Origin of the sequence: Mycobacterium sp. E2479 (assembly GCF_001667925.1) — a bacterium.
Classification (GTDB): domain Bacteria; phylum Actinomycetota; class Actinomycetes; order Mycobacteriales; family Mycobacteriaceae; genus Mycobacterium.
Genome location: NZ_LZJR01000128.1, coordinates 72,441 through 86,176 on the forward strand (window position 1 = coordinate 72,441; position 13,736 = coordinate 86,176).

The window sequence follows — 13,736 nt, forward strand, 5'->3', positions numbered from 1 at the left end:
TGCTCGACGACCGACCCAGGGTGTTAGCTCTGTAGTTGTCAGCAACCATCGTTCTTTCGCCTAACAGGAGGCCCCCGAACGTGCTTCGTGGATTGTTCACCGCTGGAGCAATCGCCATGGGAATTGCGGCGATGCCCATCGCCCTGGCCGATCCCTCGACGACGCCGCCGTCACCGACGAGTGGTGGCGGCGCCGCCCCCGGCCCCAGCGGTGCGCAGCCGTGCGTGGGGTTATCGATATGCACACCACCACCGCCGGACGCCCAGGGCAACCCGCCTTGCTATTACGCCGACGGCTGGCGCGCCAATGACTCTGGCGCCGGGATCGAGGTGTGGTACTTCCAGGACCCCAAGAGTCCGTCCCAACCGGAGAAAGTGACGGCGCTGGTCCGCAAGAAGGACGGCACCAGAGAGTCGCAGGACGCTGGCATCGAGCGCGGCCAACAGGTGCACCGCTTCGAATTCCCGGCCATCGCGCAATCCGCGGTTGATGAAGTCCTGTTCGTCAGCGGCGCCGGCCGCTGTTTTGTGATCGGACCATAAGCGGGAAGCCGGCGCGGTACGGCGAATGTGCCCGCGCGATCAGTGCCGTTCCGGTCGCCGGCTCACCGGGGCGGTGAAGCCTTCGGTGTCATCGAAGAACGCCCATTGCCCGTCGTCGTTGACCTCCATACGCCAACCCAGCTCGGTATCGCCGCTAACCGAGTTGACGAACCAGGCGTGCGCGGCGTCCGCATTGGCAAAACTCTTCGTCGCGACGACCCGGCCACCGGGGTCGATGACGCGAAACGCGGGCATGGGATCCAAGTATCCCTGCCAGCGAGTTTTCAATCGCAGAAATCGCCTATTTGCCCGGTAAACCCTGCGTTACACCGTGCGGGCCAACCGGCCTGCGAGCAGCTCGGCAAACCTCGCCGGATCGTCGAGTGCACCGCCTTCGGCCAGAAGTGCTGTGCCGTAGAGCAATTCCGCGGTTTCCGCGACCTCGGCGAGCGCAGCGTCGTCGTCCGCGTTCTTTTGCGCTTGCCGCAGGCCGGTGACGAGCGGGTGGTTGGGGTTGAGTTCGAGTATCCGCTTCCCCACGGGAATGGCCTGCCCGGAAGCGCGGTACATGCGCGCGAGGGCCGGTGTGATCCCGAAGGCGTCGGTGATCAAGCAAGCGGGCGAGTCCGTCAAGCGGTTGGACAGCCGAACTTCCTTGACGTGATCCGTGAGGGTCTCCTTCAGCCAGGTCAGCAGGTCGGCGAATTCCTTCTGCTGCTCCTCGCGCTCGGCCTCGCTCTCGTCATCGTCGGCGCTGAGGTCCACCTCGCCCTTGGCGATGGACTGCAGCGGCTTGCCGTCGAACTCGGTCACGCTTCCCACCCAGACCTCGTCGACCGGGTCGGTGAGCAGGAGCACCTCGTAGCCCTTGGCTTTGAAGGCCTCCAGGTGCGGCGACTTCAGGATCTGCTGACGCGACTCCCCCGTGGCGTAGAAGATCTGCGTCTGGCCCTCCTTCATGCGCTCCACGTACTGGGCGAGCGTGGTGGCTTCCTCCTCGTTGTGCGTCGAGGCGAATGAGGAGAGCGCCAACAGCGTCTCCCGGTTGTCGAAGTCGTTCAGCAGGCCCTCCTTGACGACCCGGCCGAATTGGGTCCAGAAGGTGCGATAGTCGTCCGGGCGCTCGGACTGCAGATCCTTGATCGTGGAGAGGAGCTTCTTGGTCAACCGGCGCCGGATGGCCTTGATCTGCCGATCCTGTTGCAGAATCTCGCGCGACACGTTGAGCGACATGTCCTGCGCATCAACGACCCCCTTGATGAAGCGCAGGTATTCGGGCATGAGCTCGTCGCAATCGCCCATGATGAACACACGTTTGACATACAGCTGGATCCCGGTGTGGGCGTCCCGGTTGAACAGATCGAACGGGGCGTGCGACGGGATGAACAGCAGTGCCTGATACTCGAACGTGCCTTCGGCCCGCATCGAGATGACCTCGAGCGGGTCGTCCCAGGCGTGCGCGATGTGCTTGTAAAACTCCTTGTACTCCTCCTCGGAGACCTCTTCTTTGGGCCTGGCCCACAGGGCCTTCATCGAGTTGAGGGTCTCGGTCTCGATGGTGACCGTCTCCTCGCCGCTCTCTCCTTCTTCGTCCGAGGCGGCCGGTTCCCGTCGCACGACCTCCATCCGGATCGGCCACGCGATGAAGTCGGAGTACTTCTTGACCAGGCTCCTGATCTTGAACTCCGCCGTGTAGTCGTGCAGTTCGTCCTCGGCGTCCTCGGGCTTGAGGTGCAGGGTGACCGACGTTCCCTGTGGGGCGTCGTCGACCGATTCGATGGTGTAGGTGCCCTCGCCGCTCGATTCCCACTTGGTGGCCTCGCTCTCCCCGGCCTTGCGGGTGAGCAGTTCCACCTTGTCGGCGACCATGAAGCTCGAATAGAAACCGATTCCGAACTGGCCGATGAGTTCCTCGGAGGCCGCGGCGTTCTTGGCCTCGCGCAGTTGTTTGCGCAGCTCGGCGGTGCCGGACTTGGCCAGCGTGCCGATCAGATCGACCACTTCGGCGCGCGTCATCCCGATGCCGTTGTCGCGGACGGTCAGCGTGCGCGCGTCCTTGTCGACGTCGATCTCGATGTGCAGGTCGGAGGTGTCGACGTCGAGGTCCTTGTTCCGGAACGCCTCAAGCCGCAGCTTGTCCAGAGCATCGGAGGCGTTGGAGATCAGCTCCCGCAGGAACGAGTCCTTGTTGGAGTAGACGGAGTGGACCATCAAATCCAGCAGCTGGCGAGCCTCTGCCTGAAACTCCAACTGCTCAACTTGCGCGCTCATGCGATTCCTTTCGACAACATGACAAACCAAATTTACCGAGCCGCCGGCGAGTGGTGTGCGGTGGACCCGTGCTGTCCGGGGGCGATCGCTCTAGGCTGAACGGATGTCTGTTGCTCGACGCGAACGTGCCGCCCTGGTGGAAACCATGCGCGGCGTTGGGCCGGATGCGCCCACCCTGTGCGAGGGATGGAAGACGCGGGACTTGGCCGCCCACCTGGTAATCCGTGAATACCGACCCGACGCGGCGCCCGGCATCCTGTTCCCCTTCTTCGCCTCTCACACGGAGAAGGTGCAGAACCAGGTGGCCGAGCGAAACGGTTGGGACGAGCTGGTGGGCAAGCTGACCGCCGGCCCGCCGGTCTACTCGCCACTCAGACTGCTCGACCCGGTGGCCAATGTGGCCGAGATGTTCATCCACCACGAGGATGTGCGCCGCGCGCAGCCGGGCTGGCAGCCGCGCTCGTTGGAGCCCGCGCTGAGCAAGTCGTTGAGGCGCACCCTGCCGCTGATGGCCCGGGTCACACTCGCCAAGACGCCCGGCCGCGTGGCGCTGCGCACCCCGGAGGGCAAGACGCTGCTCACCGTGGGTCAGGGGCCGGCGGTGACCGTGACCGGTGCGCCCGAGGAGCTGCTGCTGTTCGCGGTCGGACGACAGGCCCGGGTCGAATTCGACGGCGACGCCGCCGCGGTGCAGGCCGTCCGCGATGCGCCCAAGGGGCTCTAGGCGTCCGCTGTAGGGCGCGCGGTGTGCAGGCATCGTCACCGCATTTTAAGACCCGCTAGGGCATGCGCTATCGAGTGCGCCGCACGCGTCACCCAAAGGCCGCGCGCAGGTCCTTCTTGATCACCTTGCCGATTTGATTGCGCGGCAACGTTTCGACGACAACCAGGTGCTCGGGATGTTTGTGCCGGCTGAGACCCCGTGATTGGCAATGCCGCACAAGGGATTCCAAGGAAACACCACCGGCCGTCGCAGGGACCACGACGGCGCAGACGCGTTCGCCGGTGCGCGGGTCGGGAATTCCGATGACGGCGACTTCGGCGACGGCGGGGTGGGTGGCCAGCGCATTCTCGATTTCCAGGGCCGAGATGTTCTCCGCATTGCGGACGATCGCGTCCTTGGTACGGCCCGTGACGCGGACATTGCCGTCGGCATCGATCAGGCCGAGATCGCCTGTGCGCAACCAGCCGTCGCTATCGAACGCGTCGGCGTCAAGCGTCGGGTCGGCGTAGCCGAGGAAGCACTGGGGCCCCTTGAGCCGCAGCTCCCCTTCCTGTCCGGTGCCCGCTTCGACGCCGTGGCCGTCGACCACGCGTACCTTGACCCCGGGCACTGGCGGGCCGACGGTATGGTCGAGCACTTCGGGTGCAGCGGTCAGTGGTGGCGAGGTGGCGCACGGAAACTCGGTCATCCCCCAGGCGTTCGCGATTCCGGCCAGGCCGAAGGTTTCGCGGACCTGGCGTCCCAGTTCGGCGGTGACGGGCGCACCCCCGGCGAGGCAGCCCCGGACCAACGGAAACAGCGGCCCATCGGCTTGCGCCCGTTGGGCTTCGAGGAAGGCAACGAAGAATGGGGTCGCGGTGCCCAGGAATGTCGGGTTGTGCGCGGCGATGGCCCATGGGGTGGTGGCCGGATCGAACGCCTCGAAAAGCGCCAACCGCATGCCGGTCAGCAGCGCGGTGGCCAGCATCGCGGCCCCACCGATGTGGGCGACCGGGAACGCGACCGGATCCACGTCGCTGCTGTTGGCTCCCACCATGCCCACCACTCCGGCCGACCCGGCGATGACCGACGTGTCGGTATGACGGATCCCCTTGGGGGCCGCGGTGGTCCCCGAGGAGTAGAAGACCCAGCGAGCGTCGTCGGCGGAACTTGGCGGGGCCGGAAGGGCGTCGACGGCGGCGCCGGGCAGCCGCAGCTCACCGGCGGCTGGGGGTGTTGCCAGTTCAAGGGTGATGACTTCAAAGCCCTTGTCCCCGGACAATTCCCGGGCCAAGCCGCCGTGATCGAAACCGCGCCAAAACTCGGGCACCACAAAAAATTCGGTATCCAGCTGGCCAGTGATGAAACCGACTTCGCTTTCGCGCAGAATCGGGATGATCGGATTCTGCACCGCACCGAGTCGGGCCAGTGCGGCCATCACCACCATGGTCTCCAGCGTGGTGGGCAGCTGCCAGGACACGACGTTTCCCGCGCGGATTCCCCGTTCGGCGAGGGCGGCGGCGGTCGAGCACGCCGCGTCGTGCAGCTGACGAGCCGTCAGGCTGCGACCGTACTCGTCGGCCAGAAGCGTTCGGCTCGATCCCCGCTGCGCCGCATCGCCGATCAACGCCCAGAACGTCACTGCGCGCCTCCCTCAGCCGGCCGATGGATCAGTGGACCGCGGACGAAACCCCGAATGCGCGATCGCGACGGACACCCCGGTACCGATCGGCCCGTTCGCGTCCACCACGACCGCCGAGCCGCTGGCCACCCCGTCGTGACTGTGGTGCGTCAGCGAGGCCAGCCCGATGTGGTCGCCCGCGGGCGGTCGGGTGAGCGTAAGGGTGTAGTCGACGTTGATGAATTGCAGGGAGTTGGTGCCCCAGTTGGCAATCGAAGCCGTGATGTCACCAGCCATCGCCGCGCGAGTGAAGGCGGTGAGTGGTTCCTCGTCGATCAATGGGCGTGTCTCGTGTATCCATGTGTATTTCGGGCCGTCCGTCTGAGGCCAGTCCGGATCGGGGTTCTGTGCCTCGGAACCCCAGTTGTAGGTCCGCATGAACAGCGTGGAATAGGTCTCGTCCAGCGGGATCGGTGGCATCTGCACCGGCGGTGACCAGATGTGCCCCTCGGGCTGCCTGCCGCGGCGCAAAAACAATGCGCTCGCCTGTGCGACCGGGGCGCCGTCCTGGATGATCACGGCTTCGATCAGCCGTAATCGGCGCCGGTCCTGCACCACCTGGGTGTGCACCTCGAGGGGCGCCAGTGCGGTTGGGCGTGGCAGGTCGACCGTCAACCGCGCCGGTTGCAGTTGCGCATCGTGAGCAGCGTCCTCGACCGCCCACGCCAACAGTCCGCCGACCACGTGGCCGCTCAGCGATGGACCCCATCCCCCGCGCGCGATTCTGGTTGGCAGGAAATGATTTTCGTCGCGCACGAAGTACGGCATCGGTTCCGCCCATTGAGCTTCATCCGGCACGATATCGGGCTCGGCCACTGCATGCCCCTCCGTGTGATGGGATTGCGGGCTCTGCTGAGGACCGCAACTGTGAATGTTACAGTTGCGCTTCCAGTCGCTGGGTACGCACCGTCGCGACACCCCCGACGCTCAGCCGATTGCGGCGCCCACCAGATGGCCGATCAGGTAGGTGATCGCCAACGCAAGACTGCCGCCTATGGCGTTGCGCAGCACCGCACGGCCCTTCGGCGCGCCGCCCAGTCCGGCCGAGACCGCCCCGGTGATCACCAGCGCCGTGAGTACCGCGACGACGGTGACCGGGACTCGCCACGTCGTCGGCGGGACCAGGATTGCGATCAACGGCAACAGTGCCCCAATCGCGAACGAGAGCGCCGACGACGATGCCGCCTGCCAGGGATTCGTCAACTCCTCGGGGTTGATGCCCAGTTCGACCTCGGCATGGGCGAGCAGCGGATTGTGGTCGGTGAGTTCCTCGGCCACGGTGCGAGCGGTGGCCGGCGTCAGGCCTTTCCCCTCGTAGAGCGTGGCGAGCTCGTCCAATTCGGCGACGGGATCCTCGCGCAATTCGCGGCGCTCCTGGCGCAAGAGGGCCTTCTCCGTGTCGCGCTGGGTGCTGACGGAGACGTACTCGCCCAGCGCCATCGACACTGCGCCCGCGACCAGTCCGGCGCTGCCGGCGGTGAGTATCGGGGCACGATCGACGGTGGCCGCCGCGACCCCCACGACGATGCCCGCGGTTGAGACGATCCCGTCATTGGCGCCCAGGACGCCCGCGCGCAACCAATTCAGCTTCGACGACACCGAACCGACGTGGGGTTCGTGCGGATGTGACGCAGTCGACACGGCCGCAACCATATAGAGGAAAACCCCGCCGGACTAGCCAACGAAGCCTTGCCAAACACGTCCGCGTGCCGCCCGACGACAGCGTCGATCCGCCGTCAAGAAGCTGGTAATGAAGCTGGGGCGGCCACGGGGCGTCTGGACGAGCTTGGCTGCGACATGCACGACATTGCAACGTTCGTTGGACGGCCGCCAAAAGTTCTGCACGGGCGAGTCACAGCTGATCCATAGAAAGCCTATTTAGCGTCGGGATTGTAAGGGGGGTGTTCCAAGGAACTTCCTTGTACGTAATCCCTAGTGGATAGGTGAAGAATTATGAAGTTGAAGCAACTTGTCGGAGGGGTGACCATCGCCGGAGCGCTCAGCGCTGCGGCCTTGGGAATGGGCGCCGGGTTCGCCAACGCTGCTCCCGGTGCACCACAGCCTCCGGGTGGTCACGGCGCCTCGCCTGCGGGTGGTCCTGGCGGTAACCATGGCGGGCCGGCTCCTGCCGGTCCCAATGATCCCGGCGGTCCCGGCGGGCCCGGTGGTCCGGGTGGTCCTGGTGGACCGCATGGCGGCCCAGGTGGACCCGGCGGTCCCGCGGAGCACCCCGGTGGCCCAGGTGGTCCTGGCGGTCCCGCGGAACAGCCAGGTGGTCCCGGCGGTCCCGCGGAGCACCCCGGCGGCCCCGGTGGACCCGCTGATCGCCCCGGCGGCCCGAGCGGTCCGGGCGATCACCCCGGTGCCCCCAACGGATTCGGTGGACCCGATCCTCACCCTGGCGGTCCGTGGCACGGAGATGCCCAGCGTGGTTACTTCCACGGGGCGCCGTGGGGCGAGGGGCCCGGCCCGTGGGGGCCGGGTGCGCCGCCCCGGCCGGCGTGGGATCGACCGCTACCGCCACCCGGTGGGCACTGGGACTACGGCCCGATCAACTACTGGGGCTACCAGGAAACCCCAATCTGGGATCCTGGGTTCAACCAGTGGGGCTTCTGGCTCTTCGGAGTGTGGATCCCGCTGTGATCGATAGCTGACAAGACGCCCGCTTCGCCAATCGGCGAAGCGGGCGTTGTCGCTATATGCGATGGCGCCGAGCGGCTTCACGCCCCATGCCGGCTCTAACTTTTGGTGCCGACCGTCAGCAAGTCGGACACCAGCGCCGTCCACACAGGTCGCGGGATCCGATATTGGTCCGTGATGACGAAGCCGGCCTCCTCGAACAACGTCCGCATCTCGGGCGCGGACGTGTTGTGCTGGGGCTTCCATCGAGAGTTCGCGGATGACTGCAGCCGCGGTTGCCTCGTGCTCAGCGCCGAGACGGCCACCAGACCGCCCGGAGCCAGCACACGGTGGAATTCACGCAACGCCGCCGGTTGATCGAAGAAGTGGAAGGCCGAGGTCGTCACGACCGCATCGAGGGCGCCGTCGTCGAACGGAAGCCGCTCGGCCGGACCGCGCATCCAGTGCACCCGATCCGATCGGGCACGAGCCTGGCCGAGCATGCCGTCGGACATGTCGACGCCGTAGATCTCGTCGGGGTGTAGTTCACGCTCGATTCGGTCGGTCAAGATGCCTGTGCCGCAGGCTATATCAGCGATCTTGCGGGCGCCATGGTTGCGCAGCTGGGCAATCACCTCGTTGTGCGGCGGTCGGTATACCCACCGTTGCAAGAAGGGCAGATCGTAAGCCGGCGCGAGGAAACTCCACATCCGCGTGACGGCGTTGTTGAGCCCTCGTCGCTGCGGGGCGGTCATCTGCTCAGCACCGAGGCGTAGTAGATGGTGTCGGCCACCGATACGGAGTCGTTGGTCTGCGGAATCGCATCGAGACCGGATTCGGCCAACAGCTCACTCATCCGGATGCTGTCCGAACGCCAACCCAGGTTGTCCAGATAGACGGCGACGTCGTTGCGCTCGCCCTGGTAGCCGAGCTCGCCGAATTCCAGGTCGAAGCCGTGCTCTCGCCACTTCGCGGTGGCCCTGCTCATCATCTCGTGGGCTTTCTCGGTGTCTACCTCTGACATGTCCGGAATAGCTTCGCACGCCAGCCTGCTGCCGTCCGCGCTGAGTGCGGTGATGTTGTCCAACAGACGATCTTGCGCCTCCGGCGGCAAATACCCGAAGAGTCCCTCCGCGGTTCCCATGTGCCGGCGCCCAGCTGGTTCGCCGGCCGAATGTCGCGTTGCCGCCGGATGGCGGATTCCTAGCGCGGTCCGGGGTGTCCGGGGCCCGCCGGTCCCGCCGGTCCCCCGGGCCCACCAGGTCCACCCGGTCCCCCGGGTCCACCCGGGCCCCCGGGTCCGCCCGGGCCGTTAGCGAGCGGGGCCAAGAACACACACTCATTCAGATCGACGCTCCAGCCCCAACCGGGGGCGCATTCGCCGTCGGCGCGGCTGATCGCCGACGTGGTGAGCACCGTCACCGGCAACCCGGCCAACGCGAAAGCCACCGCGCCGATCACACAACTCCGCAGGTAATGTCTCATCGCCGACCTCACTTCATCGTTCGGGGCGTGATGGTCGCATCCGGCCCAACACCCGCGCCCATCATTGTGCGGCAATAAACCCGTTGAGGTGCTCGATTGGCGGGCATGGACGCCGTTGGCGTGCCGTGTCTTCAGTCGGTGACCAATTCGAAGACCGGGATGAGCCGATCGGTGCGTTGCTGATATTCGCCGAACCCGGGGGCGCGCTCGACCACCACCGGATAGATCGAATCCCGTTGGTCACGCGACAATTCGCGCGCGGTCGCGGGCTTCGCGGGTTCCGAGCCGATCTCGACAGACACGCGAGGGTTGGCGCGAATGTTGTGTACCCAGCTGGGGTTGTTGTCCCGGCCCGCCGCGGAGCCGACGACATAAATTTTGCCGTCGATATCGAAGTAGGCGACCGGGTTGACCCGTTGGGCGCCGCTTCGCGCACCAGTCGAAGTCAGCAGCAGCAGCGGGAAACCCTCGAATTGCCCGCCGACTTTTCCGCCATTGCGGCGGAACTCTTCGATGTTCTGCTCGTTGAACTCCCGTTCCGGGCTCAACGCGTCGTCAGCCATCTCGCCATCGTGGCACGCTGCGCGACTGTCCGCCACCGTCGCTGGACTTAGGCTGTGCGGCAAGATTATTCGACTCTCACCCGCCGCTGGCCGGCAGCGCTTGTATGCCGGCGGGGCCCACGATGCTGTTGCTCCCGCTCGGGTTGCTGATTTGCGGAAACGCTCCACCCGGCCCTTGCTGCCAGGTGATGTGGTTGCCCGAACCGCTGGCCTTGATGATGGCGACCGTCTGCAGGTTCACCGTGTTAGCAGAGCCGCTGACATCGACCTCGCCACACGACCCGGTCAAGGTGACGTTGGAGTCGATGCTCACGACATTGATCGGAGACTGATTCCCGCAGTCATAGGCGACGGTCGCGACGCTCTTGTCGATTTTTGCGGGTGCGACGTCAAGGGGCGCAGGCCAGCGTCCCACCGGGGAAGCGACCACCCCCGCGGGCGAAGTCGCGGCACCCCCCATCAGCACGATGCCCGCTATCGGCGCATGGTCGCCCGGCGCCGCGCCGGCAGCCCCGCCGAGGATTACCGTCGCCGCAATGAAGGGTGCCCGAATCATCATCGCGGACATATAGATTCAGTCCTTCGAATTGGCCCACTGTGAGGCGTTAACGCTAGCGCGTCTCCGCCGTGCTTGTGAACCCGACAGCGATCCACCAAAGCTGGTCAGCCAGCTGGCCGCAACGCGTCACCGCTGCCTGTGAGCGCGGCATCCCGGCAACGCACTCCGCGTACGGGCAAAAATCACCAAGCGGCGAACATGACTTTCGCCGGTGTGTCACTGCCCCGCTGTCGGCGCTGCGGGTTCGATGGTGGTCAGTTCGGTGAGGCCGCTGACCTTGAGGACTGGGATCAGGACGGGGTGCGCGACCAGCTCGATCCGATCGGCGTTAGCGGCCAAGGCATTGATGGCCGCGCTGTCCAGGTACTCCACCGCGCTGAGGTCGACGAGCAACGCTCCGTCGCCGCCGGTGGCCTCGGTCGCGGCGCTGGCCAAGGCCTGACTGAACGCGTCGATATTGCTCAGGTCGATTTCCCCTGCGGCGACCAGCACGAATTTCCCGTCGCTGCCGCGCGCGGTGTCGAGCGTGAGCGGGGTGGTCATCAGATGATCCTCGTAGATAGATGGACGGTGGTGCCATCGGTATCCGGACGTATGTCGACATCGCGCATGAGGCTTCGCATCAGCGGGATGCCCCGGCCGCGATGAGGATACGAAGCCGGTTGCGGAGCCTTCCACGAGCCGGTGTCGGTGATGGTCAACTCGAGCTCGTCACCGAGTGCGATCGCGCCCAGACGAATTGTGCCCTGCGGTCTATGGCGATGACCGTGCTCGATGGCATTCGCGACGGCTTCCCCGGCGGCGACGAGCACGTTCAGGGCTTGATCGGGGTCCAACCGGGCCCGGGTCAACCAGTTGCGCAGGGCAGTACGGGTGGGCGCGAGTTGGCTGACGTCTGCGGGAAACGTCAGCTCCAACGGGGCCGGGTGGCGGTAGAGCAGCAGCACAACGTCGTCCTGGTATCCGCTGTGCGGCGCGAGACGGGACATGACCTGGTTCGCCACGTCCTCCAGTCTCAAGGCGCGGGAATCCTGCGCGACGGCCGCGACGCGGGAGATGCCATGGTCGAGCGGAACCCGGCGACGTTCGACTAGGCCGTCGGTGTAGAGCAACAGCGTCGAACGTGCCGGGATGGTGACACGGGCTTCCGGGCGAATCCAGTTTCCTCGTATCCCCAAGGCGATCGTGTGGCCATCGTCGAGAATCTCGGTGCTGCCGTCTCCATGTACCAGGATGGGCGGCGGATGACCGGCACTCGAGTAGACCAATTCACCCGTCTCGGGGGTAAGCACCGCACACACCGCGGTGGTGCACTGCGCGCCGGGCAGCCGCGCGGCAAAGCGGTCCATCCCCGCGAGAGCCGCACCGGGACTTGGGTTTTCGAACAGCAGCGCGCGGCAGGCACTGCGTACCTGGCCCATCACGCTGGCGGCGGCCAGGCCATGGCCGACGCAGTCGCCGACGATCAACGCGATGCGTCCATCGTCCAGCTCGACGATGTCGTACCAGTCACCGCCGACCTGGAGGGGCCGAGTCGCGGCCTGATAACGCACAGCGAAACCGTCGGGCAGATCGGAGGGGCCCAGGATCGCGTGCTGCAGCGCCAGCGCGGTCTCGCGCTGCTGATCTACCTGGTACACCCGCTGCAAACCTTGGCCGAGGCGGGCGGCCAGGACGGTGAGCAAGGTCTGGTCCTCGAGGGTGAATGGGCGCTGGGCGATCAGGTCCATCCATACGACCAGCACGCCTTCGGGGTGCTGCAGCGCAATGCCCGCGGTTCCGGGCTGCGCCGCATGGGGGGTGAGCAGGTCGCCGTCGCGCAAAGCGCCGAGCACCTCCTGCATGGGCGGCGGCAAATCGTCCCACTGCGCAGACTCGCCCACCGATACCACCCGCGGTGCGCCGAAAACGGTTCCGGTGGAGGGACTTTGGCTCGGGAAGGTGACGGCCAGAACGCGCCGCGCCCGCCAGAGCCGGCGCAGTTCCTCGGCGGCGGCCCGCACCGCGTCATCGACGGTGTCGGCTTGGGCCAATTCCTGGTTGAGCGCGTGTTCGCGGCCCGCCGCCAACGCCAAGGCGATCGCCGCGTGCCTTGCGAAGTCACTGACCAGGTCGAGGTAATCGTTACCGAACGCGGGCTGGTGCGGGTCACGTGCGACGGCGATGACTCCGAGCACGACTTCGTCCGCGATCAGCGGCATGACGATCGCGGAGCGTTCGCCGACGTCGGTGAAGCCCTCGATCGGGTATTGAAAGGAATCGGTGATCAGCGGGATGCCGCGGCGGGCCACGCCCCCGGTGGTCGAACCGTCCATCGGAACTTGTCGTCCGATTACCTCCGAGGAATACCGGCCCGCGGTCGCCGCGACAACCAGAGTGTCGACCTGGTCGACGGGCAAATCGGCCTCCCTGGGCACCAGCAGGATGGCCTGCTCAGCGCCGGCCAGCTCCAGCGCGCGGTTGACGATGAGCTGCAACGGCCCGGTCTGCGGGTCACCGGACAGCAACGCGGTGGTGATCTCGCGGCTGGCCCTAGTCCATTTCGCCGCTTCGCGTTCGCGCTCGAAGAGCCGCGCGTTGTCGATGGCGGCGGCCGCCGCCGTGGCCATGGCGCGCACGGCGCCTTCCTGCGTGTCGGAGAAGACCCGGCCTGGCCGGTCGTCGGCCAGGTACAGGCTGCCGAAGTTGGCCGCCCGCACGGTAATCGGGATGCCGAGCAGCGCATGCATCGGCGGTTCGTGTCCGGCCAGGTCGGCGGTGGCCGGATGGGTGCTCAGATCATCGATGCGCATGCCATCGCCCACCGGAAGATCGCCAAGCCGCCGGGCGGTCTCAACGTCGATTCCGGAATGCACGAAAGACACGAGCGCCCCGTCGGGGGCGCGGATACCCAGGGCGGCGTAGCGGGCTTCGGTCAGCTCCATCGCGGCATCGAGGACTCGACGCAGCGTCACGTCCAGGTCCAGATCGGAGCCGATCTCGACGATGACCCGCACGAGTTGTTCCATCTGGTCGCGCGCCGCCACCAGCTCGTCGAGCTGATCATGCATCCGGCTCGCCAGGTCGCGCCGGCCCTGCCAGGTGAAAGCGGACTCGCCCTGGTCGCTGTCCATAGATACCAACGGTAAACGGTCGGGCGAACGCGACTGTTCGGTATCTGGATGGGTCCAGCGCCACGGCGGCCGTTTCAGCCACTGATGGGCGAGCACCGGCTCAATAGCTGGCCGCCATCCACCGAGGTCATGCAGCGTTGCTGGCACTCAATGAACTGCAGGCAGCGGGGCTTTACCCGATCTTGACCAGGTATTGAATT

14 protein-coding genes and 1 pseudogene are annotated in these 13,736 nt (G+C 66.2%); 3 read left to right on the forward strand and 12 right to left on the reverse strand.

Annotated features, from left to right (window positions below; all coding sequences use genetic code 11):
• Positions 1-80 precede the first annotated feature (80 nt).
• A complete protein-coding gene (locus A5686_RS18975; RefSeq protein WP_067937474.1) occupies positions 81-542 on the forward strand; it encodes a hypothetical protein in 462 nt (153 codons plus the stop codon).
• Positions 543-581: 39 nt separating this feature from the next.
• Here the strand turns inward: A5686_RS18975 and A5686_RS18980 are convergent, their stop codons facing one another.
• Positions 582-797, reverse strand: coding sequence for a hypothetical protein (locus A5686_RS18980; RefSeq protein ID WP_067937476.1), 216 nt, complete (start codon positions 795-797; stop codon positions 582-584).
• Positions 798-866: 69 nt separating this feature from the next.
• A complete protein-coding gene (gene htpG / locus A5686_RS18985) occupies positions 867-2,813 on the reverse strand; it encodes a molecular chaperone HtpG (RefSeq protein ID WP_067937477.1) in 1,947 nt (648 codons plus the stop codon).
• Between the two features lie 103 nt (positions 2,814-2,916).
• Between htpG and A5686_RS18990 the strand changes: the two genes are divergently transcribed.
• Positions 2,917-3,537, forward strand: a complete 621-nt coding sequence (locus A5686_RS18990) for a TIGR03085 family metal-binding protein (protein WP_067937479.1) — start codon at positions 2,917-2,919, stop codon at positions 3,535-3,537.
• 88 nt (positions 3,538-3,625) lie between these two features.
• Here A5686_RS18990 and A5686_RS18995 read toward each other — a convergent pair whose 3' ends face one another.
• The 3 genes from A5686_RS18995 to A5686_RS19005 form a co-directional block, all read right to left on the reverse strand.
• Complete coding sequence (locus A5686_RS18995; RefSeq protein WP_067937481.1) at positions 3,626-5,158, reverse strand: class I adenylate-forming enzyme family protein; 1,533 nt, start codon at positions 5,156-5,158, stop codon at positions 3,626-3,628.
• A gap of 12 nt (positions 5,159-5,170) precedes the next feature.
• On the reverse strand, positions 5,171-6,013 hold the full coding sequence (locus tag A5686_RS19000; RefSeq protein ID WP_067937483.1) for a thioesterase family protein: 843 nt from the start codon (positions 6,011-6,013) through the stop codon (positions 5,171-5,173).
• A gap of 111 nt (positions 6,014-6,124) precedes the next feature.
• A complete protein-coding gene (locus A5686_RS19005) occupies positions 6,125-6,838 on the reverse strand; it encodes a VIT family protein (protein ID WP_067937523.1) in 714 nt (237 codons plus the stop codon).
• A 312-nt stretch (positions 6,839-7,150) separates the two neighbouring features.
• Between A5686_RS19005 and A5686_RS26845 the strand changes: the two genes are divergently transcribed.
• Positions 7,151-7,840 carry a chitin-binding protein gene (locus A5686_RS26845; protein WP_082947714.1) on the forward strand — a complete coding sequence of 230 codons (690 nt, stop codon included), beginning with the start codon at positions 7,151-7,153 and terminating at the stop codon, positions 7,838-7,840.
• A 95-nt stretch (positions 7,841-7,935) separates the two neighbouring features.
• On the opposite strand, the gene A5686_RS19015 is transcribed toward A5686_RS26845, so the two are convergent.
• The 7 genes and pseudogenes from A5686_RS19015 to A5686_RS19040 all read right to left on the reverse strand — a co-directional run bounded on the left by A5686_RS19015 (position 7,936) and on the right by A5686_RS19040 (position 13,536).
• A complete protein-coding gene (locus tag A5686_RS19015; protein ID WP_067937487.1) occupies positions 7,936-8,571 on the reverse strand; it encodes a class I SAM-dependent methyltransferase in 636 nt (211 codons plus the stop codon).
• Positions 8,568-8,954: pseudogene (locus A5686_RS19020) on the reverse strand (SAM-dependent methyltransferase); the annotation flags it as partial. The pseudogene A5686_RS19020 and the gene A5686_RS19015, both read right to left, overlap by 4 nt.
• A gap of 65 nt (positions 8,955-9,019) precedes the next feature.
• Positions 9,020-9,301 (reverse strand): hypothetical protein, encoded by a 282-nt coding sequence (locus A5686_RS27695; protein WP_197520635.1) that lies wholly within the window; start codon positions 9,299-9,301, stop codon positions 9,020-9,022.
• Between the two features lie 131 nt (positions 9,302-9,432).
• Positions 9,433-9,864, reverse strand: coding sequence for a nitroreductase family deazaflavin-dependent oxidoreductase (locus A5686_RS19025; RefSeq protein WP_067937525.1), 432 nt, complete (start codon positions 9,862-9,864; stop codon positions 9,433-9,435).
• 76 nt (positions 9,865-9,940) lie between these two features.
• Positions 9,941-10,432, reverse strand: a complete 492-nt coding sequence (locus A5686_RS19030; RefSeq protein WP_067937489.1) for a DUF3060 domain-containing protein — start codon at positions 10,430-10,432, stop codon at positions 9,941-9,943.
• A 207-nt stretch (positions 10,433-10,639) separates the two neighbouring features.
• Complete coding sequence (locus A5686_RS19035) at positions 10,640-10,966, reverse strand: STAS domain-containing protein (RefSeq protein ID WP_067937491.1); 327 nt, start codon at positions 10,964-10,966, stop codon at positions 10,640-10,642.
• Positions 10,966-13,536, reverse strand: a complete 2,571-nt coding sequence (locus A5686_RS19040; protein ID WP_067937493.1) for a SpoIIE family protein phosphatase — start codon at positions 13,534-13,536, stop codon at positions 10,966-10,968. The genes A5686_RS19035 and A5686_RS19040 overlap by 1 nt, the downstream gene beginning before the upstream one ends.
• Positions 13,537-13,736: the final 200 nt, after the last annotated feature.

What these genes read in the sequence shown, in the direction of transcription:
- A5686_RS18980 (WP_067937476.1), bottom strand. Translation starts at nt 797, where the DNA reads ATGCCCGCGTTTCGCGTCATCGACCCCGGTGGCCGGGTCGTCGCGACG.
- htpG (WP_067937477.1), bottom strand. Translation starts at nt 2,813, where the DNA reads ATGAGCGCGCAAGTTGAGCAGTTGGAGTTTCAGGCAGAGGCTCGCCAG.
- A5686_RS18990 (WP_067937479.1), top strand. Translation starts at nt 2,917, where the DNA reads ATGTCTGTTGCTCGACGCGAACGTGCCGCCCTGGTGGAAACCATGCGC.
- A5686_RS26845 (WP_082947714.1), top strand. Translation starts at nt 7,151, where the DNA reads ATGAAGTTGAAGCAACTTGTCGGAGGGGTGACCATCGCCGGAGCGCTC.
- A5686_RS19015 (WP_067937487.1), bottom strand. Translation starts at nt 8,571, where the DNA reads ATGACCGCCCCGCAGCGACGAGGGCTCAACAACGCCGTCACGCGGATG.
- A5686_RS27695 (WP_197520635.1), bottom strand. Translation starts at nt 9,301, where the DNA reads ATGAGACATTACCTGCGGAGTTGTGTGATCGGCGCGGTGGCTTTCGCG.
- A5686_RS19025 (WP_067937525.1), bottom strand. Translation starts at nt 9,864, where the DNA reads ATGGCTGACGACGCGTTGAGCCCGGAACGGGAGTTCAACGAGCAGAAC.
- A5686_RS19030 (WP_067937489.1), bottom strand. Translation starts at nt 10,432, where the DNA reads ATGTCCGCGATGATGATTCGGGCACCCTTCATTGCGGCGACGGTAATC.
- A5686_RS19035 (WP_067937491.1), bottom strand. Translation starts at nt 10,966, where the DNA reads ATGACCACCCCGCTCACGCTCGACACCGCGCGCGGCAGCGACGGGAAA.
- A5686_RS19040 (WP_067937493.1), bottom strand. Translation starts at nt 13,536, where the DNA reads ATGGACAGCGACCAGGGCGAGTCCGCTTTCACCTGGCAGGGCCGGCGC.